The 23,039-nt window shown below is 67.7% G+C and carries 19 protein-coding genes; 17 read left to right on the top strand and 2 right to left on the bottom strand.

All coding sequences use genetic code 11. The features are described 5' to 3' along the window. The first annotated feature begins 3 nt into the window (after positions 1–3). Positions 4–1,821, top strand: coding sequence for a translational GTPase TypA (gene typA / locus HMPREF2886_RS31250; RefSeq protein ID WP_003096009.1), 1,818 nt, complete (start codon positions 4–6; stop codon positions 1,819–1,821). Between the two features lie 83 nt (positions 1,822–1,904). Here the strand turns inward: typA and HMPREF2886_RS31245 are convergent, their stop codons facing one another. Next, positions 1,905–2,330 carry a helix-turn-helix domain-containing protein gene (locus tag HMPREF2886_RS31245; RefSeq protein WP_003114472.1) on the bottom strand — a complete coding sequence of 142 codons (426 nt, stop codon included), beginning with the start codon at positions 2,328–2,330 and terminating at the stop codon, positions 1,905–1,907. A gap of 83 nt (positions 2,331–2,413) precedes the next feature. Here HMPREF2886_RS31245 and HMPREF2886_RS31240 point away from each other — a divergent pair, with 83 nt between their 5' ends. From HMPREF2886_RS31240 to HMPREF2886_RS31200, 9 genes are all read left to right on the top strand, one after another. Beyond that, positions 2,414–2,998: an SAM-dependent methyltransferase gene (locus HMPREF2886_RS31240; RefSeq protein WP_033977070.1), complete on the top strand. Its 585-nt coding sequence runs from the start codon at positions 2,414–2,416 to the stop codon at positions 2,996–2,998. Between the two features lie 138 nt (positions 2,999–3,136). Next, positions 3,137–6,742, top strand: a complete 3,606-nt coding sequence (locus HMPREF2886_RS31235) for a DUF2339 domain-containing protein (RefSeq protein WP_070749087.1) — start codon at positions 3,137–3,139, stop codon at positions 6,740–6,742. Next, positions 6,739–8,133 carry a DUF3999 domain-containing protein gene (locus HMPREF2886_RS31230; RefSeq protein WP_070749085.1) on the top strand — a complete coding sequence of 465 codons (1,395 nt, stop codon included), beginning with the start codon at positions 6,739–6,741 and terminating at the stop codon, positions 8,131–8,133. Before HMPREF2886_RS31235 ends, HMPREF2886_RS31230 begins: the two co-directional genes overlap by 4 nt. Positions 8,134–8,241: 108 nt before the next feature. Next, positions 8,242–10,182, top strand: a complete 1,941-nt coding sequence (gene estA / locus HMPREF2886_RS31225) for an esterase EstA (RefSeq protein ID WP_003115524.1) — start codon at positions 8,242–8,244, stop codon at positions 10,180–10,182. A 156-nt stretch (positions 10,183–10,338) separates the two neighbouring features. Beyond that, on the top strand, positions 10,339–10,869 hold the full coding sequence (gene gloA / locus HMPREF2886_RS31220; RefSeq protein ID WP_033967704.1) for a lactoylglutathione lyase: 531 nt from the start codon (positions 10,339–10,341) through the stop codon (positions 10,867–10,869). Positions 10,870–11,008: 139 nt separating this feature from the next. Further along, positions 11,009–12,019 carry a class 1 fructose-bisphosphatase gene (locus HMPREF2886_RS31215; protein ID WP_003110175.1) on the top strand — a complete coding sequence of 337 codons (1,011 nt, stop codon included), beginning with the start codon at positions 11,009–11,011 and terminating at the stop codon, positions 12,017–12,019. Between the two features lie 4 nt (positions 12,020–12,023). Continuing rightward, positions 12,024–12,626 (top strand): DUF924 family protein, encoded by a 603-nt coding sequence (locus HMPREF2886_RS31210; RefSeq protein ID WP_070749083.1) that lies wholly within the window; start codon positions 12,024–12,026, stop codon positions 12,624–12,626. Positions 12,627–12,698: 72 nt separating this feature from the next. Beyond that, entirely contained in the window at positions 12,699–12,956 is a 258-nt protein-coding gene (bamE, locus tag HMPREF2886_RS31205; protein WP_003095983.1) for an outer membrane protein assembly factor BamE domain-containing protein, read from the top strand. Next, the gene (locus HMPREF2886_RS31200; protein ID WP_070749081.1) at positions 12,953–13,522 is read left to right on the top strand and encodes a lipocalin family protein; all 570 of its coding nucleotides are present in this window, start codon (positions 12,953–12,955) and stop codon (positions 13,520–13,522) included. Before bamE ends, HMPREF2886_RS31200 begins: the two co-directional genes overlap by 4 nt. A gap of 142 nt (positions 13,523–13,664) precedes the next feature. Here HMPREF2886_RS31200 and HMPREF2886_RS31195 read toward each other — a convergent pair whose 3' ends face one another. Further along, a complete protein-coding gene (locus tag HMPREF2886_RS31195; protein ID WP_033967710.1) occupies positions 13,665–15,026 on the bottom strand; it encodes a formimidoylglutamate deiminase in 1,362 nt (453 codons plus the stop codon). A 100-nt stretch (positions 15,027–15,126) separates the two neighbouring features. Between HMPREF2886_RS31195 and hutC the strand changes: the two genes are divergently transcribed. The 7 genes from hutC (at position 15,127) to HMPREF2886_RS31160 (ending at position 22,948) form a co-directional block, all read left to right on the top strand. Continuing rightward, positions 15,127–15,879 (top strand): histidine utilization repressor, encoded by a 753-nt coding sequence (gene hutC, locus HMPREF2886_RS31190; RefSeq protein ID WP_003095970.1) that lies wholly within the window; start codon positions 15,127–15,129, stop codon positions 15,877–15,879. Further along, the gene (locus HMPREF2886_RS31185) at positions 15,876–16,466 is read left to right on the top strand and encodes a HutD/Ves family protein (protein WP_033977067.1); all 591 of its coding nucleotides are present in this window, start codon (positions 15,876–15,878) and stop codon (positions 16,464–16,466) included. Before hutC ends, HMPREF2886_RS31185 begins: the two co-directional genes overlap by 4 nt. A 141-nt stretch (positions 16,467–16,607) precedes the next feature. After that, the gene (locus tag HMPREF2886_RS31180) at positions 16,608–17,630 is read left to right on the top strand and encodes an ABC transporter substrate-binding protein (protein WP_003101766.1); all 1,023 of its coding nucleotides are present in this window, start codon (positions 16,608–16,610) and stop codon (positions 17,628–17,630) included. Positions 17,631–17,645: 15 nt separating this feature from the next. Continuing rightward, positions 17,646–18,584 carry a fatty acid desaturase gene (locus HMPREF2886_RS31175; protein ID WP_033977066.1) on the top strand — a complete coding sequence of 313 codons (939 nt, stop codon included), beginning with the start codon at positions 17,646–17,648 and terminating at the stop codon, positions 18,582–18,584. 18 nt (positions 18,585–18,602) lie between these two features. Beyond that, entirely contained in the window at positions 18,603–19,400 is a 798-nt protein-coding gene (locus HMPREF2886_RS31170) for a phosphate/phosphite/phosphonate ABC transporter substrate-binding protein (RefSeq protein WP_033967713.1), read from the top strand. Between the two features lie 324 nt (positions 19,401–19,724). Further along, the gene (gene hutU, locus HMPREF2886_RS31165) at positions 19,725–21,404 is read left to right on the top strand and encodes a urocanate hydratase (RefSeq protein ID WP_033977064.1); all 1,680 of its coding nucleotides are present in this window, start codon (positions 19,725–19,727) and stop codon (positions 21,402–21,404) included. A gap of 107 nt (positions 21,405–21,511) precedes the next feature. Beyond that, the gene (locus tag HMPREF2886_RS31160) at positions 21,512–22,948 is read left to right on the top strand and encodes a purine-cytosine permease family protein (RefSeq protein WP_070749079.1); all 1,437 of its coding nucleotides are present in this window, start codon (positions 21,512–21,514) and stop codon (positions 22,946–22,948) included. Positions 22,949–23,039 lie beyond the last annotated feature (91 nt).

The following is a 23,039-nucleotide window of genomic DNA, read 5'->3' as shown; positions in this document are numbered from 1 at the left end:
CTTGTGATCGAAAATCTGCGCAACATCGCCATCATCGCCCACGTCGACCATGGCAAGACCACCCTGGTGGACAAGCTGCTGAAGCTGTCCGGCACCCTCGACCGCAAAGAAGCGGAAAGCGAGCGGGTGATGGACTCCAACGACCAGGAAAAAGAGCGTGGCATCACCATCCTGGCGAAGAACACCGCGATCAAGTGGAACGGCTACAACATCAATATCGTCGACACCCCCGGTCACGCCGACTTCGGCGGCGAGGTGGAGCGCGTGATGTCGATGGTCGACTCCGTGCTGCTGGTGGTCGACGCCCAGGACGGCCCCATGCCGCAGACCCGCTTCGTGACCCAGAAGGCCTTCAAGGCCGGCCTGCGTCCGATCGTGGTGGTGAACAAGATCGACCGTCCGGGCGCGCGTCCGGACTGGGTAATCGACCAGATCTTCGACCTCTTCGACAACCTCGGCGCCACCGACGAGCAACTCGACTTCCCGATCGTCTACGCCAGCGCCCTGAACGGCATCGCCGGCCTCGACCACGAGAAGATGGACGACAACATGGACGCGCTGTTCCAGGCGATCATCGACCACGTCCCGGCCCCGGTGGTGGACACCGAGGGTCCGTTCCAGATGCAGATCTCGCAACTGGACTACAACAGCTTCCTCGGCGTGATCGGTATCGGCCGCATCACCCGCGGCAAGGTCAAGTCCAACACCCCGGTGGTGGCCATCAGCGACGACGGCAGCAAGCGCAACGGCCGCATCCTGAAGATCATGGGCCACCACGGCCTGCAGCGCGTCGAGGTGGCCGAGGCGGAAGCCGGCGACATCGTCTGCGTCAGCGGCATGGAGGAGCTGTTCATCTCCGATACCCTGTGCGACCCGCAGAACGTCGAGGCGCTGCCGCCGCTGACCGTCGACCAGCCGACCGTGAGCATGACCTTCCAGGTCAACGATTCGCCGTTCGCCGGCCGCGAAGGCAAGTTCGTCACCAGCCGCAACATCAAGGAGCGCCTGGAGAAGGAACTGCTGCATAACGTGGCGCTGCGCGTCGAGCCGGGCGACAGCCCGGAGAAGTTCAAGGTTTCCGGCCGTGGCGAACTGCACCTGTCGGTACTGATCGAGACCATGCGCCGCGAAGGCTTCGAGCTGGCCGTGGGCCGCCCGGAAGTGGTGATCATCGAGAAGGACGGCGAGAAGCAGGAGCCCTACGAGAACGTCACCATCGACATCGAGGAGCAGCACCAGGGCTCGGTGATGGAGCAGATGGGCCTGCGCAAGGGCGACCTGAGCAACATGATTCCCGACGGCAAGGGCCGCGTGCGCCTGGAGTACACCATTCCGGCGCGCGGCCTGATCGGCTTCCGCAACAACTTCCTGACCCTGACCTCGGGCACCGGCATCCTCACCTCGACCTTCAGCCACTACGGTCCGATCAAGGCCGGCGAAGTCAGCAACCGCCAGAACGGCGTACTGGTCTCCATGGCCACCGGCACCGCGCTGACCTACTCGCTGGAGACCCTGCAGAGCCGCGGCAAGCTGTTCCTCGGCCCGGGCGACGAAATCTACGAAGGCCAGTTGGCCGGCATCAACAGCCGTGACAACGACCTGGTGATCAACCCGACCAAGGGCAAGAAGCTCGACAACATGCGCGCTTCCGGCAAGGACGAAGTCATCGCCCTGGTTCCGCCGATCCGCTTCACCCTCGAGCAGGCGCTGGAGTTCATCGCCGACGACGAGCTGGTGGAAGTGACGCCGAAGTCGATCCGCCTGCGCAAGAAGATGCTCAACGAAAACGACCGCAAGCGCTACGAGCGCAGCAAGGTCTAAACCGTTGCCGTACCGGCGCGCCGCAACGGCGTGCCTCGCGGCCGGCAGGCAGGGCAGGGGTGCCCGGCCTGCCGGCCGTTTTGCTATGCGCCGGGCGCTTTCCGGCGTGGCTTGATGGCTCCCGCGGCAGCGGCCCGCAGCAGGCGGCGGAACGTCGGGCAGTCCATGTGCTCGCGCGCCGGACAGGCCGCGGCATGCCGCAGGCCGTCGCGCATGGCGGCGAGGCGGCGGATCGTCCGGTCCAGTTCGTCGGCCTTGGCCGCCAGTGCCGCGCGGTCGATCCGCAACGCGCCGTCGGCTGCGCCCATCCCGGCAATCTCGTCCAGCGACAACCCGGCGGCGCGGCCCAGCCCGATCAGCGCCAGCCGCTCCAGCACGCCTGCATCGAACAGCCGGCGCAGGCCGTGCCGGCCGCTGGAGGCGATCAGTCCCTTTTCCTCGTAGTAGCGCAGGGTCGAGGCCGGTACCCCGGATCGTCGCGCGACCTCGCCTATGTCCAGTTGCCGCATGCCCTTGACCTCAAGTCGACTTGAAGTGGAAGACTAGCGTTTCGGCACCTGGGCCGTGACGAAATACAGACGAGGTGAACCTCATGTGGGACGAACGCTATGCCGCCGAAGAGTATGTCTACGGAACCGAACCCAACGCTTTCCTGAAGGAGCATGCGCAGCGGCTGGTCGGGCCGGTGCTGAGCGTCGCCGAGGGCGAGGGGCGCAACGCGGTGTTCCTCGCTTCGCTGGGGCTGGAGGTGCTTGGCGTGGACGGCTCCGCCGTCGGCCTGGCCAAGGCGCGCCGGCTGGCCGAGGCGAAAGGCGTGTCGATCGACACCCTGGTGGTCGACCTGGCGGACTACGAACCGCCGGCAGCGGCGTTCGGCGCGGTGGTGTCGATCTTCGCGCACCTGCCCAGTCGCGTGCGCGGCAGACTCAACCGCCTGCTGGAGCGTTCGCTGCGACCGGGCGGTCTCTTTCTGCTGGAGGCCTATCGGTCGGAACAGCTCGGCCGCGGCACCGGCGGCCCGGCGGACGTCGACATGCTGGTGAGCCGCGCGGCGCTGGAGGCGGAGCTGCCGGAGTGCGAGGTGCTGCTGGCGCGGGAAATCGAGCGCGAAGTCGTCGAGGGCCGTTTCCACACCGGCGCGGCCTGCGTGGTCCAGTTCATCGCCAGGAAAAGGTAGCTCGCCACGGGGCGGGCGTCGGAATGCGTCGAATCTCGGGAATGCGGGCTGTATACTCCCGGCGCGGGTTCCGCTCTGGCAGGATGGCCAGGGCAGGTATCAGTAGATCGTGGTACCTCTTGATCAAGGATTCGACGCATGCAATGGATTTTCATGCTGGTGGGCCTGATCCTCGGCGGCTTCGCCGGGGAATCGCTGGTCGGCGCCCTCCTCGGCGGCCTTTCCGGCCTGGCCCTGGGACAGGCCGTCTCGCTGCAGAACCTGGCGCAACAGAACGAGCGCCTGCGCAAGCAGATGAGCGAATTCGCCGAACGCTTCGAGCGCGGCACCGAGGTCATCCACGAGCGCCTGCTGCGCGTGGAGCGCCAGGCGCAGGATGTTCCCGAAAGCGCTCCCGAGCCGGCCGCCGGCATCGACCAGCCGCTCGCAGACACGCCTCCCGCTCCTCCCGCCGAGGTTGCCCCGCCGCTGGACTGGAGCATCGAACTGCCGGCCGTCGAGGCTGCGCCGCCTCCGCCTCGCCCCCCGGAGCCCGTCCAGCCCATCGAGCGTCAGCCGGCGCTCCAGCCCGACGTCCAGCCAGCGCCGCGCCGTGCCGCCCCTGCAGCGCCTCCACGCGAACCCTCGCTGGTCGAGCGTGGTTTCGCCGCGGCCAAGGGCTGGCTGTTCGGCGGCAACACGGTATTGCGCATCGGCGTGGTGCTGCTGTTCATCGGCCTGGCCTTCCTCCTGCGCTATGCCTCGGAACGGGTGGCGGTGCCGGTGGAGTACCGCTACGCCGGGGTGGCGCTGGCAGCGCTGGCGCTGCTCGGCGTCGGCTGGTGGCTGCGCGAGCGGCGCGCCGCCTACGGCCTGATCCTGCAAGGCACCGGTATCGCGGTGCTGTACCTGACCATCTTCGCCGCCATGCGCCTGCATCCGCTGATCTCTCCCGGCGCGGCGCTGGCCCTGCTGGTGGTGGTGACGATCTGCTCGGCGGTCCTCGCCGTGCTGCAGAACGCCATGGGCCTGGCGGTGGTGGCGGCGCTCGGCGGCTTCGCCGCGCCGATCCTGACCTCCACCGGCAGCGGCAACCATGTAGCGCTGTTCAGCTACTTCGCCCTGCTCAACGCCGGCATCTTCGCCATCGCCTGGTTCCGCGCCTGGCGGCCGCTCAACTTGGTCGGCTTCGTCGGCACCTTCGGCATCGGCTTCGCCTGGGGACTGCGCTCCTATACACCGGAGCTGTTCGCCAGCACCGAGCCGTTCCTGGCCCTGTTCTTCCTGATGTACGTCGGGATCGGCCTGCTCTTCGCCCGCCGCAAGCTGCTGGAGGCCGCGCAGGCGCCTGTCGAGCGCGGTGAACTGCTGCGCTGGTCGGCGCGACAGGCCGACTACATCGACGCCACCGTGCTGTTCGGCCCGCCACTGGTGGGGTTCGGCCTGCAATGCGCGGTGATCGGCCACATCGACTTCGGCATGGCCTTCAGCGCCCTGGCCCTGGGGCTCTTCTACATGGTCCTGGCGCGGGTGCTGCGCGGCCATGCTTCGGCCGGACGCACCAGCCTGCTGGTGGAAATCTGCCTGGCGCTGGGGGTGGTCTTCGGCACCCTGGCCATTCCGCTCGGCCTGGACGCGCGCTGGACCTCGGCCGCCTGGGCCGTCGAGGGCGCCGGCATCTACTGGCTCGGCCTGCACCAGCAACGCCGCCTGGCGCGGATCTTCGCTCTGCTGCTGCAGGGCGGTGCGGCGTTGGCCTATCTGAATGGCTTGCGGCCGGGTGAGACGACGTTGCTGGAGGGTTCGCCGCTGGGCGCGCTGATGCTCGGTGCGGCGGCGCTGTTCAGCTTCTGGCAGCTGCGTCGCGCGCCGGCGAAAGCGCTGGCCGACTGGGAGCCGGCCTGCCGGCCGTTGCTGGCGGCCGCCGGCCTGGCCTTCCTCTACCTGGTCGCACCGCTCTGCCTGGCCGTCGACGGCACCGCCATCGCCTGGGCCGTGGCCGGCCTGGCGAGCTTGTTCGCCGGCTTGCGCCTGGGCTCGCGTACCTTCCTGTTCTGCGCCTTCGCCGTGCAACTGCTGGGCGGTGCGCTGTTCCTCCTGCATTTGCAGGGCGGCGATGGCCAGGGTGGGGTATTCGACTCGGGCTGGCGTGGCTTGATGACCGCCTCGCTGATCGGCCTGGCGCTGATCGGCGGCATGCTGCTGGCCGCGCGCGACCCGCTGGTGAAGGACGACAGTCGGCTGCTCATGGGCTTGAGCCTGGTGCTGCTGGCCGGTCTGGCGTTCGTCAACCTGGCAGTGCTGTTCGTCCTGCCTTGGCGCAGCGCCAGCGCGGTATGGGCCGGTAGCGGGCTGCTGATCATCTGGCTGAGCCTGGTGCTGCGCCAGCGCCTGAGCTTCTACTTCGGCCTCGCCTTGCAGATATTGGGCGGCCTGGCGTTCCTCCTCTCCGGGCCGTCGCTGTTCGGCTCGCTGAGCGGCGAAGGCTTGCGGCCCCTGGCCCATTCCGGGTTCTGGACGCCGGCAGTGCTGGCCCTGGCGGCGCTGGTCGGCGCCTGGCGGCTGCGCCGCGCCGGCGAGCGCGAGCGGGCGCTGGGTATCGGTACCCTCGGCCTGGCCGAGCTGTCGCACTTGCTGCTGCTCTGGGGAGCCGGCTGGTGGGCGCTGACCGCGCTGTGCGAAACCGTCCGCTTCGTGCCTTATGGCCTGCGCGAGCATGCGTTGCTGCTGGTGGCCTCGGCGACAGTGGCGTCGTGGATGCTGCTGGCGCTGCGCGAGCGCTGGCGCGAACTGGCCCTGTTGTGCCTGGCGCTGGTCCCGGCGGCGCTGTTGGCCCTGGCCAGTGCCTGGCGTTTCGATTACCAGCCGTTCGGCGAATTCGGCTGGCTGGCCTGGCCGCTGCTGTTCGCCACGCACCTGCTGTCGCTGCGACGCCTTGCCCCGCTGCTGCCGGTGAAGGTCCTGAGCGTTGCCCATGTGCTCGGTTGCTGGCTGTTGCTCGGGGTGCTGGCGCTGGAGCTGCGCTACCTGTTCGCCCTGCTCGCCGAACAGTACAACGCCTGGCGTTGGCTGGGCTGGGCGCTGGTACCGAGCGCCTACCTGCTGCTGGTGGCCGGCGGGCGGAGCCTGCCCTGGCCGCTGCGCGACTTCCCGCGGGAGTATCGGTTGCTCGCCGCTGCGCCGGTGGCGCTGTTGCTGCTCGGCTGGTTCTGGAGCGCCAACCTGTTCAGCGACGGCGCCGCCGAGCCGCTGCCTTACCTGCCGCTGGCCAACCCGCTGGAACTGGGGCTGCTGATCGTGCTGTTCGCCCTCTACCGCTGGAGCGACGCCAGCCTGGCCTCGCTCGTCGACGGCAATGCCAGCGCACGCCTGGGGCGCCAGGCGTTGGCCGGCGCCTCGCTGTTCGCCCTGCTGACCCTGGCGGTGTGCCGCGCCGCGCACCACCTGGCCGGCGTACCGTTCCAGGCCGAGGCGCTGACCGCGTCGATGCTGGTGCAGGCGGGGCTGTCGCTGGTCTGGACGCTCTGTGCGCTGGGCCTGACCATCGCCGGAACCCGTCTCGGCCGGCGCGACCTGTGGATGGTCGGCGCGGCGCTGGTCGGCGTCGTGGTGGTCAAGCTGTTCTTCGTCGAGCTGGGCAACAGTGGCAGCCTGGAGCGAATCATCTCCTTCATCGGGGTCGGCGTCCTGTTGCTGGTCGTCGGCTACTTCTCACCCTTGCCTCCGCGTCGCGCCGAGGTCGCATCGGAGACCGAGCAGCCATGACGCGCTCCTTTTCGTTCAGAACCGCCGGCCTGCTCCTGCTGGGCGCCTGCCTGTCCCTGCCGCTGTCGGCGAAGGAGTCTGCCGAAGGTTTCAGCCGCCAGGTGGCGCTGTCGCTGCAGGGCGAAGGACCCTGGTATCGCCTGAGCATCCCGATGAGCGTGCAGTTGTCGGCTGCCCATGCCGACCTGCGCGACCTGCGGGTCTTCGATGCCGAAGGCGAGGCCTTGCCCTACGCCCTGGTGGCCGGCAGCGAGCGCCAGGCCAGTACGCCGCATGAGGCCGAGGTGCGGCTGTTCCCGTTGCGAGGCACGTCCGCCGCCGACGCGACGCAGCCGAACCTGCGGGTGCAGCGCAACACCAGCGGCACCATAGTCGAGGTGCTGCCGGGCAACGCCGGGCCGGCTGCCGAGACCCTGCGCGGCTGGCTGATCGACGCGAGCGCGGTGACGTTTCCCCTGGAGCGCCTGCGGCTGGACTGGAGCAGCCCGCAGGAGGGCTTCCAGCGCTTCTCCGTGGAAGCCAGCGACGACCTCGAGCATTGGCAGGCCTGGGGTGACGGACAGATCGCCCGCTTGACCTTCAACGGCGAACGCATCGACGTCAGCGAGGTCAAGCTTCCCGGCCGCCAGGCCCGCTACCTGCGCCTGGCCTGGCCGGCCGGGGCAACCGCGGCAGACCTCCATGGCGCACGCCTGCAAGGCAGCACGCGGAGCACCGAGCCGGCGCCGATGATCTGGTCCGAGCCGCTGGCCGGGCGCCAGGCAGCGGACGGCGAGTACCGCTGGCAGTTGCCGCTGGCGTTGCCGTTGCAGCGGGTGCGGGTATCGCTGGAGCAGGCGCCGACCCACCTCATCGTCCCGGTGGAACTGTCCGGCCGGGACCTGCCGGAGAAGACGTCGTCACGCCGCGACGCGGCCTGGAGCACCCTGGCGCGTGGCGTGCTCTATCGCCTGCCGGTCGATGGCCGCACGTTGCAGGAGAACGAACTGGAAGCGCCGGGATGGCCGGTGCGCGAGTTGCGTCTGAACGTGGACCAGCGGGGCACCGGCCTTGGTACCGAGGCGCCGAGCCTGAGCGTCGGCCTGCCGGCCAGCGAACTGGTGTTCCTGGTACGCGGCAGCCCGCCGTACCGGCTGGCGTTCGGCAAGCCAGGCGCGCAGCCGGCGGCACTGCCGCTCGGCGTACTGATTCCCGGCTATACCGAGAGCAAGCGCGCCATCCTGGGTAGCGCCACCCTGGGTGAACCGCTGGAGGTGTCCATGACGGCCGCGGCGCCGGCACCGGGTAGCGACTGGAAGAAGACCGGCCTGTGGGCGGTACTTCTGCTGGGGGTCGCTCTGCTGGTAGTAATGGCAATGAGCCTGCTGCGTTCCTCGCCGAACAAGCCATGAGCCGGTTCCGCGCTATGCTGTTCGGCTGAGGAGGCTTTACGACGGGCCCCGGGGCGCATGCCGACGACGCGGCGGCCCGACAATAAAAACAAATCACGGAGTAAGAGAATGATCAGAATGGCGCTCAAGCCACTGGTAGCGGCCTGCCTGCTGGCTTCGTTGTCCACCGCCCCGCAGGCTGCTCCTTCGCCCTATTCGACGCTGGTGGTGTTTGGCGACAGCCTCAGCGATGCCGGGCAGTTCCCCGATCCTGCCGGCCCCGCCGGAAGCACCTCGCGTTTCACCAACCGGGTCGGCCCGACCTACCAGAACGGCAGCGGCGAGATCTTCGGACCGACCGCGCCCATGCTGCTCGGCAATCAGCTCGGCATCGCCCCGGGCGACCTGGCTGCCTCGACCTCGCCGGTCAACGCCCAGCAGGGCATCGCCGACGGCAACAACTGGGCGGTGGGCGGCTACCGGACCGACCAGATCTACGACTCGATCACCGCGGCCAACGGCTCGCTGATCGAGCGCGACAATACCCTCCTGCGCAGCCGCGATGGCTACCTGGTGGACCGTGCCCGCCAGGGCCTGGGTGCCGATCCGAACGCGTTGTACTACATCACCGGCGGCGGCAACGACTTCCTCCAGGGGCGCATCCTCAACGACGTCCAGGCACAACAGGCCGCCGGTCGCCTGGTGGATAGCGTGCAGGCCCTGCAGCAGGCCGGCGCGCGCTACATCGTGGTCTGGCTGTTGCCCGACCTGGGCCTGACCCCGGCTACCTTCGGTGGTCCCTTGCAGCCTTTCGCCAGCCAACTCAGCGGCACGTTCAACGCCGAGCTGACCGCCCAGTTGAGCCAGGCCGGCGCCAACGTCATTCCGTTGAACATCCCGCTGCTGCTCAAGGAAGGCATGGCCAACCCGGCTTCCTTCGGCCTGGCCGCCGACCAGAACCTGATCGGCACCTGTTTCAGCGGCAACGGCTGCACCATGAACCCGACCTACGGGATCAACGGCAGCACGCCCGACCCGAGCAAACTGCTGTTCAATGACAGCGTGCACCCGACCATCACCGGTCAGCGCCTGATCGCCGACTACACCTATTCGCTGCTATCGGCGCCCTGGGAGCTGACCCTGCTGCCGGAAATGGCCCACGGCACCCTGCGTGCCTACCAGGACGAACTGCGCAGCCAGTGGCAGGCGGACTGGGAGAACTGGCAGAACGTCGGCCAGTGGCGCGGCTTCGTCGGCGGCGGTGGCCAGCGCCTGGACTTCGACTCCCAGGACAGCGCCGCCAGCGGCGACGGCAACGGCTACAACCTGACCCTTGGCGGCAGCTACCGGATCGACGAGGCCTGGCGCGCCGGGGTCGCCGCCGGTTTCTACCGGCAGAAGCTGGAAGCCGGCGCCAAGGATTCCGACTACCGGATGAACAGCTATATGGCCAGCGCCTTCGTCCAGTACCAGGAAAACCGCTGGTGGGCTGACGCGGCGCTGACCGGCGGCTACCTCGACTACGACGACCTGAAGCGCAAGTTCGCCCTGGGCGGCGGCGAGCGCAGCGAGAAAGGCGACACCAACGGCCACCTGTGGGCGTTCAGCGCGCGCCTGGGCTACGACATCGCCCAGCAGGCCGACAGTCCCTGGCACCTGTCGCCGTTCGTCAGCGCCGACTATGCACGGGTCGAGGTCGACGGCTATTCCGAGAAGGGCGCCAGCGCCACCGCGCTCGACTACGACGACCAGAAGCGCAGCTCGAAGCGCCTGGGCGCCGGCCTGCAAGGCAAGTACGCGTTCGGCAGCGATACCCAGCTGTTCGCCGAGTACGCCCACGAGCGCGAGTACGAGGACGACACCCAGGACCTGACCATGTCCCTCAACAGCCTGCCGGGCAATCGCTTCACCCTCGAAGGCTACACCCCGCAGGACCACCTCAACCGCGTCTCCCTCGGCTTCAGCCAGAAGCTGGCACCGGAGCTGTCGCTGCGCGGCGGCTACAACTGGCGCAAGGGCGAGGACGATACCCAGCAGAGCGTCAGCCTGGCGCTGAGCCTGGACTTCTGAGGTAGCGGCGACCGGCGCCCGGGCGGCGCCGGTCGCGTTTCTCGCCGACGGAACGAACGGCGCGCGCCGGCATCAAGAGAGTAGTACCCCGCTGTTACTCGTTGCCCGGTCGACCGCCATACACTGCCGATCCGTTTCGTTCGAGGGAATCGCCCGATGAGTTTCAACACCGAAGTACAGCCCGGCATCTGCGTGGAGCCGGACGCCATCACCCAGGAATACGTGTTCAACCACACCATGCTGCGGGTCAAGGATCCGAAGCGCTCGCTCGACTTCTACTCGCGGGTGCTCGGCATGCGCCTGCTGCGTCGCCTGGATTTCGAGGAAGGCCGCTTCTCCCTGTATTTCCTCGCCATGACCCGTGGCGAAGAAGTGCCTGATGCGGTCGACGAGCGCCAGCGATATACCTTCGGGCGCCAGTCGGTCCTCGAGCTGACCCACAACTGGGGCAGCGAGAGCGACGACAGCCAGTACCACAACGGCAACCAGGACCCGCGCGGGTTCGGCCATATCTGCTTCTCGGTGCCCGACTTGGTGGCGGCCTGCGAGCGTTTCGAAACGCTCGGGGTGAACTTCGTCAAGCCGCTGGACCGAGGCATGAAGAACGTCGCCTTCATCAGCGATCCCGACGGCTACTGGGTGGAAATCGTCCAGGCCAGCCTGAACGGCGAGATGGGGCGCGGCTGACGACCGTCGATCGGTTGCGCGCCGCGGAAATGAACCGTCCCGCCGCCGCCGATCTCCAACCGGCGGTTGCGCGGAGTCAAGCGTGACCGCCAATTCCGCGTTAAACTGCGCGGGTTTTTTCCTCTCCCCGGAGCCATCCATGTCCCGCGTTACCCTGAGCCGCTATCTGATCGAGCAGACCCGCAGCCACAACACCCCGGCCGACCTGCGCTTCCTCATCGAGGTCGTGGCGCGTGCCTGCAAGGAAATCAGCCATGCGGTGTCCAAGGGCGCGCTGGGCGGCGTGCTCGGCAGCATGGGCACCGAGAACGTGCAGGGCGAGGTGCAGAAGAAGCTGGACGTGATGTCCAACGAGATCCTGCTGGAAGCCAACGAATGGGCCGGAAACCTGGCCGGCATGGCCTCCGAGGAGATGGACCACCCCTACCAGATTCCGGGGCGCTACCCGAAAGGCGCCTACCTGCTGGTCTTCGATCCGCTGGATGGCTCCAGCAACATCGACGTCAACGTCTCGGTCGGCACCATCTTCTCGGTGCTGCGCTGCCCCAGCGAGTACCTGAACCAGAACGATACCCTGCGCGAGGAAGCCTTCCTCCAGCCGGGCACGACCCAGGTCGCCGCCGGCTACGCCATCTACGGCCCGCAGACCATGCTGATGCTGACCCTCGGCAACGGCGTCAAGGGCTTCACCCTGGACCGCGAGCTGGGCAGCTTCGTCCTCACCCACGACAACATCAGCGTGCCGGAAAGCACCGCCGAGTTCGCCATCAACATGTCCAACCAGCGCCACTGGGAAGCGCCGGTGAAACGCTACGTGGAAGAACTGCTGGCCGGCAAGGAAGGCCCGCTGGGCAAGAACTACAACATGCGCTGGATCGCCTCGATGGTCGCCGACGTCCACCGCATCCTGACCCGCGGCGGTGTCTTCATGTACCCGCGCGACGCCCGCGAGCCGGAGAAGCCCGGCAAGCTGCGCCTGATGTACGAAGCCAACCCGATGTCGTTCATCATCGAGCAGGCCGGCGGCGCCGCCACCAACGGCACCCAGCGCATCCTCGACATCAAGCCGGAGAACCTGCACCAGCGTGTCGCGGTGTTCCTCGGCTCGAAGCAGGAAGTCGAGCGCATCACCGGCTACCACGCGGAGTAGGCCGATGAGCGCGCCCTGGGAGACCTTGCTCGACTGGTGGTTCGGCACCTCCAGCGATGCCGCCGAGGTGGTTGCCCAGCGCAATGGCCTGTGGTTCGGCAAGAACGTCTGCCAGGACGCCGATGCCGGCGGCCGTTTCGGCGACCTGGTGAACCGGGCGCTGGACGGCGGCTTGCAGGAGTGGATGGACGAGGCCGATGGCTGGCTGGCGCTGATCCTGTTGCTCGACCAGTTGCCGCGGATGATCTACCGCGACACGCCGCGCGCCTACGCCGGCGACGCCCGGGCGCAACGGGTGGTGCGCGAGGGCCTGGAACAAGGCTTCGACCGCCGGTTGCCGCCGGTGCGCCGGGTGTTCGCCTACCTGGTCCTGGAGCACGCCGAGGACCTGCCCAGCCAGGAGCGGTCGGTAGCCTGCTTCCGCGACCTGCGCGATCAGGTCGGCGGCAGCGCGCGCAAGCCCTTCGACGATTTCTACGACTATGCCGAGCGGCATCATGCGGTAGTCGCCCGCTTCGGTCGCTTTCCCCATCGCAACGCCATTCTCGGCCGCCCCTCCAGCGAGGAGGAGACGGCGTTCCTCAGGGAACCCGGTTCGCGTTTCTGACTCCAAGGCTCCGGATTTCCCCCGCGTGTGCCAAGCTGTAGGGCAGCGCTTCCCCCGAACAAGGAGTTCCTCATGGCGTCGTTCCGTACCCTGGCCGTGGTCGCTTTCTGCGTCGTCCTGGCCGCCTGCAGCAAGATCAACCAGGAAAACTATTCCAAGCTCAAGGCCGGCATGAGCAAGGCCGAGGTCGAGGCGATCCTCGGCAAGCCCACCGAGTGCTCTGGCGCGCTGGGCATGTCCAGTTGCACCTGGGGCGACGAGAAGGCTTTCATCAGCGTGCAGTACGCGGCCGACAAGGCGCTGCTCTTCTCCGGCCAGGGGCTCAAGTGATCGGTCTGCCGATCCGGGTGCTCTGCACCCTGTGGCTGGGCTTGCTGCTGGTCGGTTGCGCGGGCTCGCCGAAGAGTCCGCCGGCCACCGAGCAGGTCGACCTCCAGCGCTACCAGGGCACCTGGTACGAACTGGCGCGCTTGCCGATGTTCTTCCAGCGCAACTGCGCGCAATCGGAAGCGCATTACCGCTTGCAGGAAGACCAGAGCATCCAGGTGATCAATCGCTGCCTGACCCTGGATGGCGAGTGGGAGCAGGTGGAGGGTCGGGCGGTCGCCCAGCAGCCGGGCCGCACCGACAAGTTGTGGGTGCGCTTCGACAACTGGTTCGCCAATCTCTTCCCCAACGTGGCGCGCGGCGACTATTGGGTGCTGGCGGTGGACGACGACTACCGCACCGCGCTGGTGGGCAATCCGAACCGTGAATACCTGTGGCTGCTGTCGCGTACCCCGCGGGTTTCGCAGCAGACCCGCGAGCGTCTGCTGGAAGAGGCGCGCAGCCGCGGTTACGCGGTGGACGAGCTGATCTGGCGGGTACCCGACGACCAGTTGAAGCGGAGCCAATGAAGGAACGCCCCGCCGGGGCGTTTTTTCTTTCCAGCGCGGTCCGCGACTGGCGGATGGCTTGGGAAGCATCGGCGTTTAGCAGCCGACGGCTTGAACGATCGGGGCGGATAACCGCAACGCAGTTGTCCGCCGCTGCGCAGGGTCAGTCGAGCAGTTCCCCCAGCACCTGGACGAATGCCCGTGCGCTGCGTTCTTCCCCGGCATGCCGGCCGTCGCGCACCACCCATCTGCCGGCCACCATCACGTCGCGCACCTGGCGGTCGCCGCCGGCGAACAGCCAGCGGTTGAGCAGGGCGTCGCCCTCGGCGCTGGCCAGGTAGGGATCGTTGCCGTCGAGCACCAGCAGGTCGGCGCGGCGGCCCACGGCGAGGCTGCCGATCGGCTGCCCAAGGGCCTGGGCGCCGCCAGCCAGCGCAGCGTCGTAGAGTGTGCGGCCGATCATCGGCTGGTCGTCGCGGTACAGCCGGTTGCGTTTGCGGTCGCGCAGGCGCTGGCCGTATTCCAGCCAGCGGAGTTCCTCGACCACGCTGAGCGAGACGTGGCTGTCCGAGCCGATGCCCAGGCGCCCGCCCTGGGCGAGGAAGTCCGTCGCCGGGAAGATGCCGTCGCCGAGGTTGGCCTCGGTGCTCAGGCACAGGCCGGCCACCGCGCCGCTACGTGCCATCGCCGCCACCTCGCCGGGGTCGGCGTGGGTCGCATGGACCAGGCACCAGCGCTGGTCGACCGCGACGTTCTCGTACAGCCATTGCAATGGCCGGCGTCCGCTCCAGGCCAGGCAGTCGTCGACTTCCTTCTGCTGTTCGGCGATATGGATGTGGACCGGCAGGTCGTCGTGGCCGGCGTCGAGGACCGTGGCGATCTGCTTCGGAGTCACCGCGCGCAGGGAGTGGAAGCACAGGCCCAGGGAGTGGCCTGCCGCCTCCAGCGGCGCGCGCAGGCGCTGGAGCAGTTCCAGGTAGGCCTCGCTGCCATTGATGAAGCGCCGCTGGCCCTCGCTGGCCGGCTGGCCGCCGAAGCCTGCGTGGCTGTAAAGCACGGGAAGCAGGGTCAGGCCGATGCCGGCGGCGCTGGCGGCGCGGGAGATGCGCAGGGAAAGTTCGGCGGGGTCGGCGTAGGAGCGGCCATCGAGGTCGTGATGGACGTAGTGGAATTCCGCCACCGCGGTGTAGCCGGCCTTGAGCATCTCGATGTAGAGCTGGCGGGCGATGACCTCGATCTGTTCCGGCGACAGCCGAGCGACCATCCGGTACATCAGCTCGCGCCAGGTCCAGAAACTGTCGTTGGGATCGCCGGCGACTTCGGCGAGCCCGGCCATGGCGCGCTGGAACGCGTGCGAATGGAGGTTGGGCATCCCCGGCAGCACGGCGCCGCCGAGGCGTTCGGCGCCGTCGGCGTTGGCGTCGGGACGAATCTCGGCGAGGACTCCGTCCGCGGAAATCTCGAAACGGACATTTCGCGCCCAGCCTTCCGGCAGCAACGCACGTTCAGCGAAAATTGCGGACATAATCAGCTCACACGCAGTCTGTTTTATTTGTATATACATATACAGACGATTAAACGGTGCGTAAACTCACTTCATCGACGCCTCGACAAGGAGTCTCTCCGTGACGTCCTCTTCTTCCGATCGTTCCCCGCTGGCCTCGCAACTCGGCGAGGTACCGGCGCCGCTTTACGCGCGGGTCAAGCAGATGATCGTCAGCCAGATCCAGTCGGGCGCCTGGCCGCCGCACCACCGGGTACCGTCCGAGAGCGAACTGGTCAGCCAGCTCGGCTTCAGTCGCATGACCATCAATCGCGCCCTGCGCGAACTGACCAGCGACGGCCTGCTGGTGCGCATGCAGGGGGTCGGTACCTTCGTCGCCGAGCCCAAGGGCCAGTCGGCACTGTTCGAGGTGCACAACATCGCCGACGAGATCGCGGCCCGCGGGCATCGCCATCGTTGCCAGGTGATCACCCTCGGCGAGGAGGTCGCCGGCCCCGAGCGCGCCCTGGCGCTGGACGTGCGCGAAGGCCAGCGGGTGTTCCACTCGCTGATCGTGCATTACGAGAACGATATCCCGGTGCAGATCGAGGACCGCTACGTGAACGCCGCGGTGGCGCCGGACTACCTCAAGCAGGATTTCACCCGGCAAACGCCCTATGCCTACCTGACCCAGGTGGCCCCGCTCACCGAGGGCGAGCATGTGGTCGAGGCGATTCTCGCCGAGCCGGCCGAGTGCAAGCTGTTGCAGATCGAACGCGGCGAGCCGTGCCTGCTGATCCGCCGCCGCACCTGGTCCGGGCGTGTCGCGGTGACCGCCGCGCGGTTGCTGCACCCGGGTTCCCGCCACCGTCTGGAAGGACGTTTCAGCTCATGAGCGAATTCCGCATCCTGCGCGCCGTCGACTACCCGAGAATGCCGTGGAAGAACGGCGCCGGCTCCACCGAGGAGATCGCCCGCGACGGCGGCGACGGCCTGGACGGCTTCGGCTGGCGCCTGTCGATCGCCGATGTCGGCGACTCCGGCGGCTTCTCCCGCTTCGCCGGTTACCAGCGGATCATCAGCGTGCTGGAGGGCGGCGGCATGCGCCTGCGGGTGGATGGCGCGGAATCCGCGCCGCTACGCGCGCGGCAAGCCTTCGCCTTTTCCGGCGACAGCGAGGTGCACTGTACCCTGCTCGATGGCGCTATCCGCGACTTCAACCTGATCTATGCGCCCCGGCGCCATCGCGCGCGCCTGCAATGGCTGCGGGTCGAGAGCGAGCTGGACTGGCACGGCACGGCGAGCACGCTGCTGCTGTTCGCCCAGCAGGGCGGGGTAGCGATTTCCTTGCAAGGGCAGCCTTGCGGGCAACTGGCTGCCCACGACTGCCTGCGCGCCGAGGGGCTGCAGGGCCTGCAGCATTGGCGCCTGACGGCGCACGAGCCGGCGTGGGTCTGTGCGGTGGAACTCGATTCGCTGTGATTCGCCGGCGCCGCCAGGAAAAAGCGTCTACACCGAAAGGGTAGGCGCTTTTGTCTATCCAAAGAATCAAACGTTATTAATTCAATATTTTTAATGCCTATATAGTTCCGCATGCAGTCCGACTCCAACCGGGAGACCCGCATGCCCCCGCTTCGCCAGATCCTCGCCGTCCTCGCCCTGGGCGCCAGCCTCGCCAGCCAGACCGCCGTCGCGGCGGAATGCCCGTACCCAGGCAAAGTGGTGTTCGCCGGGCTGAACTGGGAAAGCGGCATGTTCACCACCGACCTGCTGCGCTACGTACTGGAAAAAGGCTACGGCTGCGAGACCGACGCGCTGCCGGGCAATACCGTGACCATGGAAAACGCCCTGCGCCAGAACGACATCCAGGTCACCGGGGAGCAATGGGCCGGGCGTAGCCCGGTGTGGCGCGCGGCGGAGGAGGCGGGCGAGGTGTTCTCCGTCGGCGAGACGGTGAAGGGCGCCACCGAGGGCTGGTGGGTGCCGGAGTACCTGGTCAAGGGCGACCCGCAACGAGGCATCGAGGCGAAGGCGCCGGAGTTGAGGTCGGTCGCCGACCTGCCGCGCTACAAGGCGCTGTTCCGCGATCCCGAGGAGCCCGCCAAGGGGCGTTTCTACAACTGCCCGACCGGCTGGACCTGCGAGATCGTCAACAGCCAGAAGCTCAAGGCCTACAGGTTGCAGGACAGCTATACGAACTTCCGCACCGGCACCGGCCCGGCGCTGGATGCGGCGATCAGCGCGGCCTTCCGGCGCGGCGAGCCGGTGCTCTTCTACTATTGGTCGCCGACTCCGTTGATGGGCCGTTTCAAGCTGGTGCAACTGGAAGAGCCGCCGTTCAGCGAGAAGGCCTGGGCTACCTTGTCCGATCCGAAGAACCCCGACCCCATCGGTTCCCGCTCGTTGCCGGCGAAGATCACCATTGGCGTCTCCCGCGATTTCCACGACAAGGCGCCGGCGCTGGTCGAGCTGTTCCGCAAGGTCGAGATCCCCTTGCCGCTGTTCAACGAGCTGCTCGCCGACATGGCGCAGAATCATCGCGAGGTCGGCGAGGTGCGTGCGCAGTTTCTTCGCCAGCATCGCGAAATCTGGAGCCACTGGGTGCCGGCCGAAGTCGCCGCGCGCCTCGATACCTCCCTGAAGTAAGCCTCGCCAGCCTTCATGGCGCATTACCTGAGCGGGCGTCAGCGCACCCTGGTGCGGCGGCTCCAGGATACCTTCCAGGCGCGCAGCGAATGGCCGACCTGGCTGCTGGTCGCCTGCCTGTACGGTGGTTGGGCACTGCTCGCCAGCCAGTATCGGCGCTGGGGCTGGCCGGTGCTGGCGGGACTGGTGCCGTTCGCCTCCCTCTACATGTCGTTGCAGCATGAGCTGATCCATGGCCACCCGACCCGCTGGCCGAGGTTCAACGCCATGCTCGGCTACCTGCCGCTGGCCGTCTGGTATCCCTATCCGCTGTACCGTGACAGCCACTTGCGGCACCACCTCGACGAGCAACTGACCTACCCGGGGCTGGACCCCGAGAGTCGCTACGTCAGTCTGTCCGATTGGCCGCACCTGGGTTCCTGGCGGCGGCGCTGGCTCTGCCTGGACAAGACCCTGCTCGGCCGTACTACCCTCGGCCCGCTGTTCGCCCTGGCGGCGATGGCGCGCCTGGAGGGGGCGCGGTTGCGCCGGGGAGAGGGCGCCGCCCGGCGCCTGTGGGGCTTGCATGCCGTGCTGCTGGGCGGGTTGCTGGCCGGGCTTTGGTGCTGGGCGGGCATCCCGCCCTGGCTGTACCTGCCGGCGGTGGCCTATCCGGCCCTCGGCCTGAGCATGCTGCGCTCTTTCTACGAGCACCGTCCGGCCCGCGAGCCGGCGCAGCGCAGCGTGCTGGTCGAGGCGGGGTGGCCGTGGCGGCTGCTGTTCCTCAACAACAACCTGCATCTGGTCCACCACGATCTGCCGGGCCTGCCCTGGTACCTGCTGCCGCGCGTGTATAGCGCAAGCCGCCGTGCCTACCGGCGACGCAGTGGCGATTTCCACCTGTCCGGCTATGGTCGTCTATGGCGGCGCCACGGCTGGCGGCCGGTGGATGCACCGGTGCATCCCGAGCATTGAAGGCAGGCGGACGAGAGCATGATCGATACCCCGGTGGTGGCGGCGCTGGACATGTATGTCGAGCCGGACTGCGTCAGGCAGGCCGGCGCAACCTTCATCGGCGAGGTCTGCCGGCGCCTGGGCGTGCGCCGTTACGCGCCGGCCGCCGCCGATCTGGCGGTGCAGTGGCGACAGCCTAACCTGCTGTTCGCGCAGACCTGCGGCTATCCGCTGATGACCCAGTTGCGTGGCCAGGTGGCGGTGCTCGCGGTGCCCAGCTACGACTTGCCCGATTGCGCTCCCGGCGAGCATTGCAGTCTGTTCGTCGCTGCCGAAGGACAGGCGCGCCAGCGCCTCGGCGACTTCCGCAATACCCGCCTGGCGCTCAACGACCACGACTCCAACAGCGGCATGAACCTGCTGCGCCATGCGCTGGCGCCGCTGGGACGAGACTCGGCGTTCTTCGCCGAAGTGCATATCAGCGGCGGCCACCTGCGCAGCCTGGCCATGGTCGCGGCGGGTGAGGCCGAACTGACCTCGGTGGACGCGGTGACCTTCGGCTATTTGCAGCGTCATGCCCCGCAGCGCCTGGCCGGGTTGCGCGTGCTCGGGCGCAGCGCACCGAGCCCGGCGCTGCCGCTGATTACCTCGCTGCAGTGGAGCGCGGCGCAACGCAGCGAGCTGTTCGAGGCACTGAACCTGACTCTCGTGGAGTGCCCGGAGCTGGCCCGCACCCTGGTGCTGAAGTCCTTCCTTCCGGCCGGCGAGGAACACTACCGGATTCTCCTCGACTACGAGCGGCAGGCGCAGGGCTGGGGCTACCCACATTTGCGCTGAGAGGTGTTACCGAATGCCCCACTCGGGTGCGGAAGTTTCTGTCTGGGGAGCGCCCACGGTCGCTTGCCGCGTTCGCCACCTAGGATCATCGCCACTTCTTCCTTGAGAAAAAGATCATTCGAATCAATGGGTTGATTTTCAACTGCAGGGTCGGTCGGAGGCGTTTCGCGAGGTGCTGCGGCAGACTTGGCCCTGCCTTTGCTTATACTTGTATGTACAAGCATAGATGTGTACGGCAAGCCCGCCGCAACCTCTGCTTCCACCCGGATTCGGGCGCCCCGCATGGGGCGCCAGCCGTTCAACGCTACGCCCCAGGAGCCTGCCGTGACCACCCCGAGCAAATTCCGCGATATCGAAATCCGCGCGCCGCGCGGCAACACGCTGACCGCCAAGAGCTGGCTGACCGAAGCGCCGCTGCGCATGCTGATGAACAACCTCGACCCCGAGGTGGCCGAGAATCCGAAGGAGCTGGTGGTGTACGGCGGCATCGGCCGCGCCGCGCGCAACTGGGAATGCTACGACAGGATCGTCGAGACCCTGAAAGAGCTGAACGAGGACGAGACCCTGCTGGTGCAATCCGGCAAGCCGGTCGGGGTGTTCAAAACCCACGCCAACGCGCCGCGCGTGCTGATCGCCAACTCCAACCTGGTACCGCACTGGGCCAACTGGGAGCACTTCAACGAGCTGGATGCCAAGGGCCTGGCCATGTACGGCCAGATGACCGCCGGCAGCTGGATCTATATCGGCAGCCAGGGCATCGTCCAGGGTACCTATGAAACCTTCGTCGAGGCCGGCCGCCAGCACTACGACGGCAATCTCACCGGGCGCTGGGTGCTCACCGCCGGTCTCGGCGGCATGGGCGGCGCCCAGCCGCTGGCGGCGACCCTGGCCGGCGCCTGTTCGCTGAACATCGAGTGCCAGCAGAGCCGCATCGACTTCCGCCTGCGCAGTCGCTACGTCGACGAGCAGGCCAAGGACCTGGACGACGCCCTGGCGCGGATCCAGCGCTACACCGCCGAAGGCAAGGCCATCTCCATCGCCCTGCTGGGCAATGCCGCCGAGATCCTGCCGGAACTGGTTCGCCGCGGCGTACGCCCGGACATGGTCACCGACCAGACCAGCGCCCACGACCCGCTCAACGGCTACCTGCCGGCCGGCTGGACCTGGGAAGAGTACCGCGACCGCGCGCAGACCGACCCGGCCGCCGTGGTCAAGGCCGCCAAGCAGTCCATGGCGAAGCACGTGGAGGCCATGCTGGCGTTCCAGAAACAGGGCATCCCGACCTTCGACTACGGCAACAACATCCGCCAGATGGCCAAGGAAGAGGGGGTGGCCAACGCCTTCGATTTCCCCGGTTTCGTCCCGGCCTACATCCGCCCGCTGTTCTGCCGCGGCATCGGCCCGTTCCGCTGGGCCGCGCTGTCGGGCGATCCGCAGGACATCTACAGGACCGACGCCAAGGTCAAGCAACTGATTCCCGATGACGCCCACCTGCACCGCTGGCTGGACATGGCCCGCGAGCGCATCAGTTTCCAGGGCCTGCCGGCACGTATCTGCTGGGTCGGCCTGGGCCTGCGCGCCAAGCTCGGCCTGGCCTTCAACGAGATGGTGCGCAGCGGCGAGCTGTCCGCGCCGATCGTCATCGGCCGCGACCACCTCGACTCCGGTTCGGTGTCCAGCCCGAACCGCGAGACCGAGGCGATGCAGGATGGCTCCGACGCCGTTTCCGACTGGCCACTGCTGAACGCCCTGCTGAACACCGCCAGTGGCGCCACCTGGGTCTCGCTGCACCACGGCGGTGGCGTGGGCATGGGCTTCTCCCAGCACTCCGGGATGGTGATCGTCTGCGACGGCAGCGACGAGGCCGCCGCGCGCATCGCCCGGGTACTGACCAACGATCCGGGGACCGGCGTGATGCGCCACGCCGATGCCGGCTACCAGATCGCCATCGACTGTGCCAGGGAGCAGGGCCTGAACCTGCCGATGATCACCGCCAAGCGCTGACCTCGGAAACCGCCTCCACGCCGGCGGGGCGTGGGGGCGGCCACCCACTGTCCCGACCAGGCCACAACAAGAATGGCGGCGCGCGAGCCGCCGCGGAGTACAGCAGTATGACCCAGGGCAGCGACAGCAAGCCTTTGATCGAACGGCGCTCGATCGACTACATCCCGGCGAACGAGCGCCACGGCCGTCTCTACAGCCAGTTCACCCTCTGGCTGGGAGCCAACCTGCAGATCACCGCCATCGTCACCGGCGCCCTCGCCGTGGTGCTCGGCGGCGACGTGTTCTGGTCGCTGGTCGGCCTGCTCATCGGCCAGCTTCTCGGCGGCGCGGTGATGGCCCTGCACGCCGCGCAGGGGCCGCGGCTGGGCTTGCCGCAGATGATCTCCAGCCGGGTGCAGTTCGGCGTCTACGGCGCCTGCATCCCGATCGCCCTGGTGTGCCTGATGTACCTGGGCTTCACCGCCACCGGCACGGTGCTTTCCGGCCAGGCCATCGGCCAGATGAGCGGACTCAGCGACAGCGCCGGCATCCTCATCTTCGCCAGCTTCATCGTCCTGGTGACGGTACTCGGCTACCGCGTCATCCACATCATCGGGCGGATCGCCAGCGTCCTCGGCATCATCGCCTTCGTCTACCTGTTCAGCCGCGTGATGCTGCTCGGCGACATCGGCGAACTGCTCGCCATCCGTCACTTCAGCTGGGCCTCGTTCCTCCTCGCGGTGTCGCTGGCGGCGTCCTGGCAGATCGCCTTCGGTCCCTACGTGGCCGATTATTCGCGCTACCTGCCGGCGTCGACCTCGGGCTGGAAGACCTTCCTCGCCGTCGGCCTCGGTTCGGTGCTCGGCGCCCAGGCCTCGATGGTCCTCGGGGTGCTCGCGGCGGCCATGGCCAACGGCCAGTTCGCCGGTCGCGAAGTGGCCTACATCGTCGGCCTGGGCAGCAGCGGGACGATCGCCGCGCTGCTCTACTTCAGTATCGCCTTCGGCAAGGTGACCATTTCCACGCTGAACTCCTACGGCAGCTTCATGTGCATCGCCACCATCATCAGCAGCGTGCGCGGCCAACTGGAGATCACCCGCCTGCAACGCCTGTTCTTCGTCCTCGCGATCGTCGGCGCCTCCACCGTCATCGCGCTGCTCGGCCAGCATTCGTTCCTGGCGGCGTTCAAGTCCTTCATCCTGTTCCTGCTGACTTTCTTCACTCCGTGGAGCGCGGTGAACCTGGTCGACTACTACTTCATCACCCGCGAGCGCTACGACGTCCCGGCGCTGGCCGATCCCGACGGTCGCTACGGCCGCTGGAACGTAGCGGGCATCGCCGTCTATACCCTCGGCGTACTGGTGCAGATGCCGTTCCTGGCGACCAAGCTGTATACCGGGCCGATGGTCGAGCACCTCGGCGGCGTGGACATTTCCTGGATCATCGGGCTGGTGGTTCCGGCCATCCTCTACTACCTGGTAGCCCGTCGCAAGGCCTCGCGCCAGGCGCCCGAACGCCTGGTCCTGCCGCAGGACCGCGGCGCCTTCGTCGAGCCGGGCGCCTGAACCGCATTGCCGGAGGCCGGTGTGCCGTCCTCCGGTCCCGTGAAGCACCGTGAATGGATAACGAAGCCGCCGGCACCGACGAACGGCCAAG

It is taken from the genome of Pseudomonas sp. HMSC066A08 (assembly GCF_001813025.1).
In the GTDB taxonomy this organism is placed as follows: Bacteria; Pseudomonadota; Gammaproteobacteria; order Pseudomonadales; family Pseudomonadaceae; genus Pseudomonas; species Pseudomonas aeruginosa.
The sequence above is the reverse complement of the archived record's forward strand: the minus strand, read 5'-3'. Positions and strand labels throughout refer to the sequence as shown.

Bases quoted from the DNA above. Each gene is read 5' to 3' on its own strand.
- HMPREF2886_RS31230 (WP_070749085.1), top strand. From the start codon at position 6,739: ATGACGCGCTCCTTTTCGTTCAGAACCGCCGGCCTGCTCCTGCTGGGC.
- estA (WP_003115524.1), top strand. From the start codon at position 8,242: ATGATCAGAATGGCGCTCAAGCCACTGGTAGCGGCCTGCCTGCTGGCT.
- HMPREF2886_RS31175 (WP_033977066.1), top strand. From the start codon at position 17,646: ATGGCGCATTACCTGAGCGGGCGTCAGCGCACCCTGGTGCGGCGGCTC.
- gloA (WP_033967704.1), top strand. From the start codon at position 10,339: ATGAGTTTCAACACCGAAGTACAGCCCGGCATCTGCGTGGAGCCGGAC.
- HMPREF2886_RS31240 (WP_033977070.1), top strand. From the start codon at position 2,414: ATGTGGGACGAACGCTATGCCGCCGAAGAGTATGTCTACGGAACCGAA.
- HMPREF2886_RS31170 (WP_033967713.1), top strand. From the start codon at position 18,603: ATGATCGATACCCCGGTGGTGGCGGCGCTGGACATGTATGTCGAGCCG.
- HMPREF2886_RS31215 (WP_003110175.1), top strand. From the start codon at position 11,009: ATGTCCCGCGTTACCCTGAGCCGCTATCTGATCGAGCAGACCCGCAGC.
- HMPREF2886_RS31195 (WP_033967710.1), bottom strand. From the start codon at position 15,026: ATGTCCGCAATTTTCGCTGAACGTGCGTTGCTGCCGGAAGGCTGGGCG.
- HMPREF2886_RS31185 (WP_033977067.1), top strand. From the start codon at position 15,876: ATGAGCGAATTCCGCATCCTGCGCGCCGTCGACTACCCGAGAATGCCG.
- HMPREF2886_RS31235 (WP_070749087.1), top strand. From the start codon at position 3,137: ATGCAATGGATTTTCATGCTGGTGGGCCTGATCCTCGGCGGCTTCGCC.
- HMPREF2886_RS31160 (WP_070749079.1), top strand. From the start codon at position 21,512: ATGACCCAGGGCAGCGACAGCAAGCCTTTGATCGAACGGCGCTCGATC.
- HMPREF2886_RS31210 (WP_070749083.1), top strand. From the start codon at position 12,024: ATGAGCGCGCCCTGGGAGACCTTGCTCGACTGGTGGTTCGGCACCTCC.
- HMPREF2886_RS31245 (WP_003114472.1), bottom strand. From the start codon at position 2,330: ATGCGGCAACTGGACATAGGCGAGGTCGCGCGACGATCCGGGGTACCG.
- HMPREF2886_RS31180 (WP_003101766.1), top strand. From the start codon at position 16,608: ATGCCCCCGCTTCGCCAGATCCTCGCCGTCCTCGCCCTGGGCGCCAGC.
- bamE (WP_003095983.1), top strand. From the start codon at position 12,699: ATGGCGTCGTTCCGTACCCTGGCCGTGGTCGCTTTCTGCGTCGTCCTG.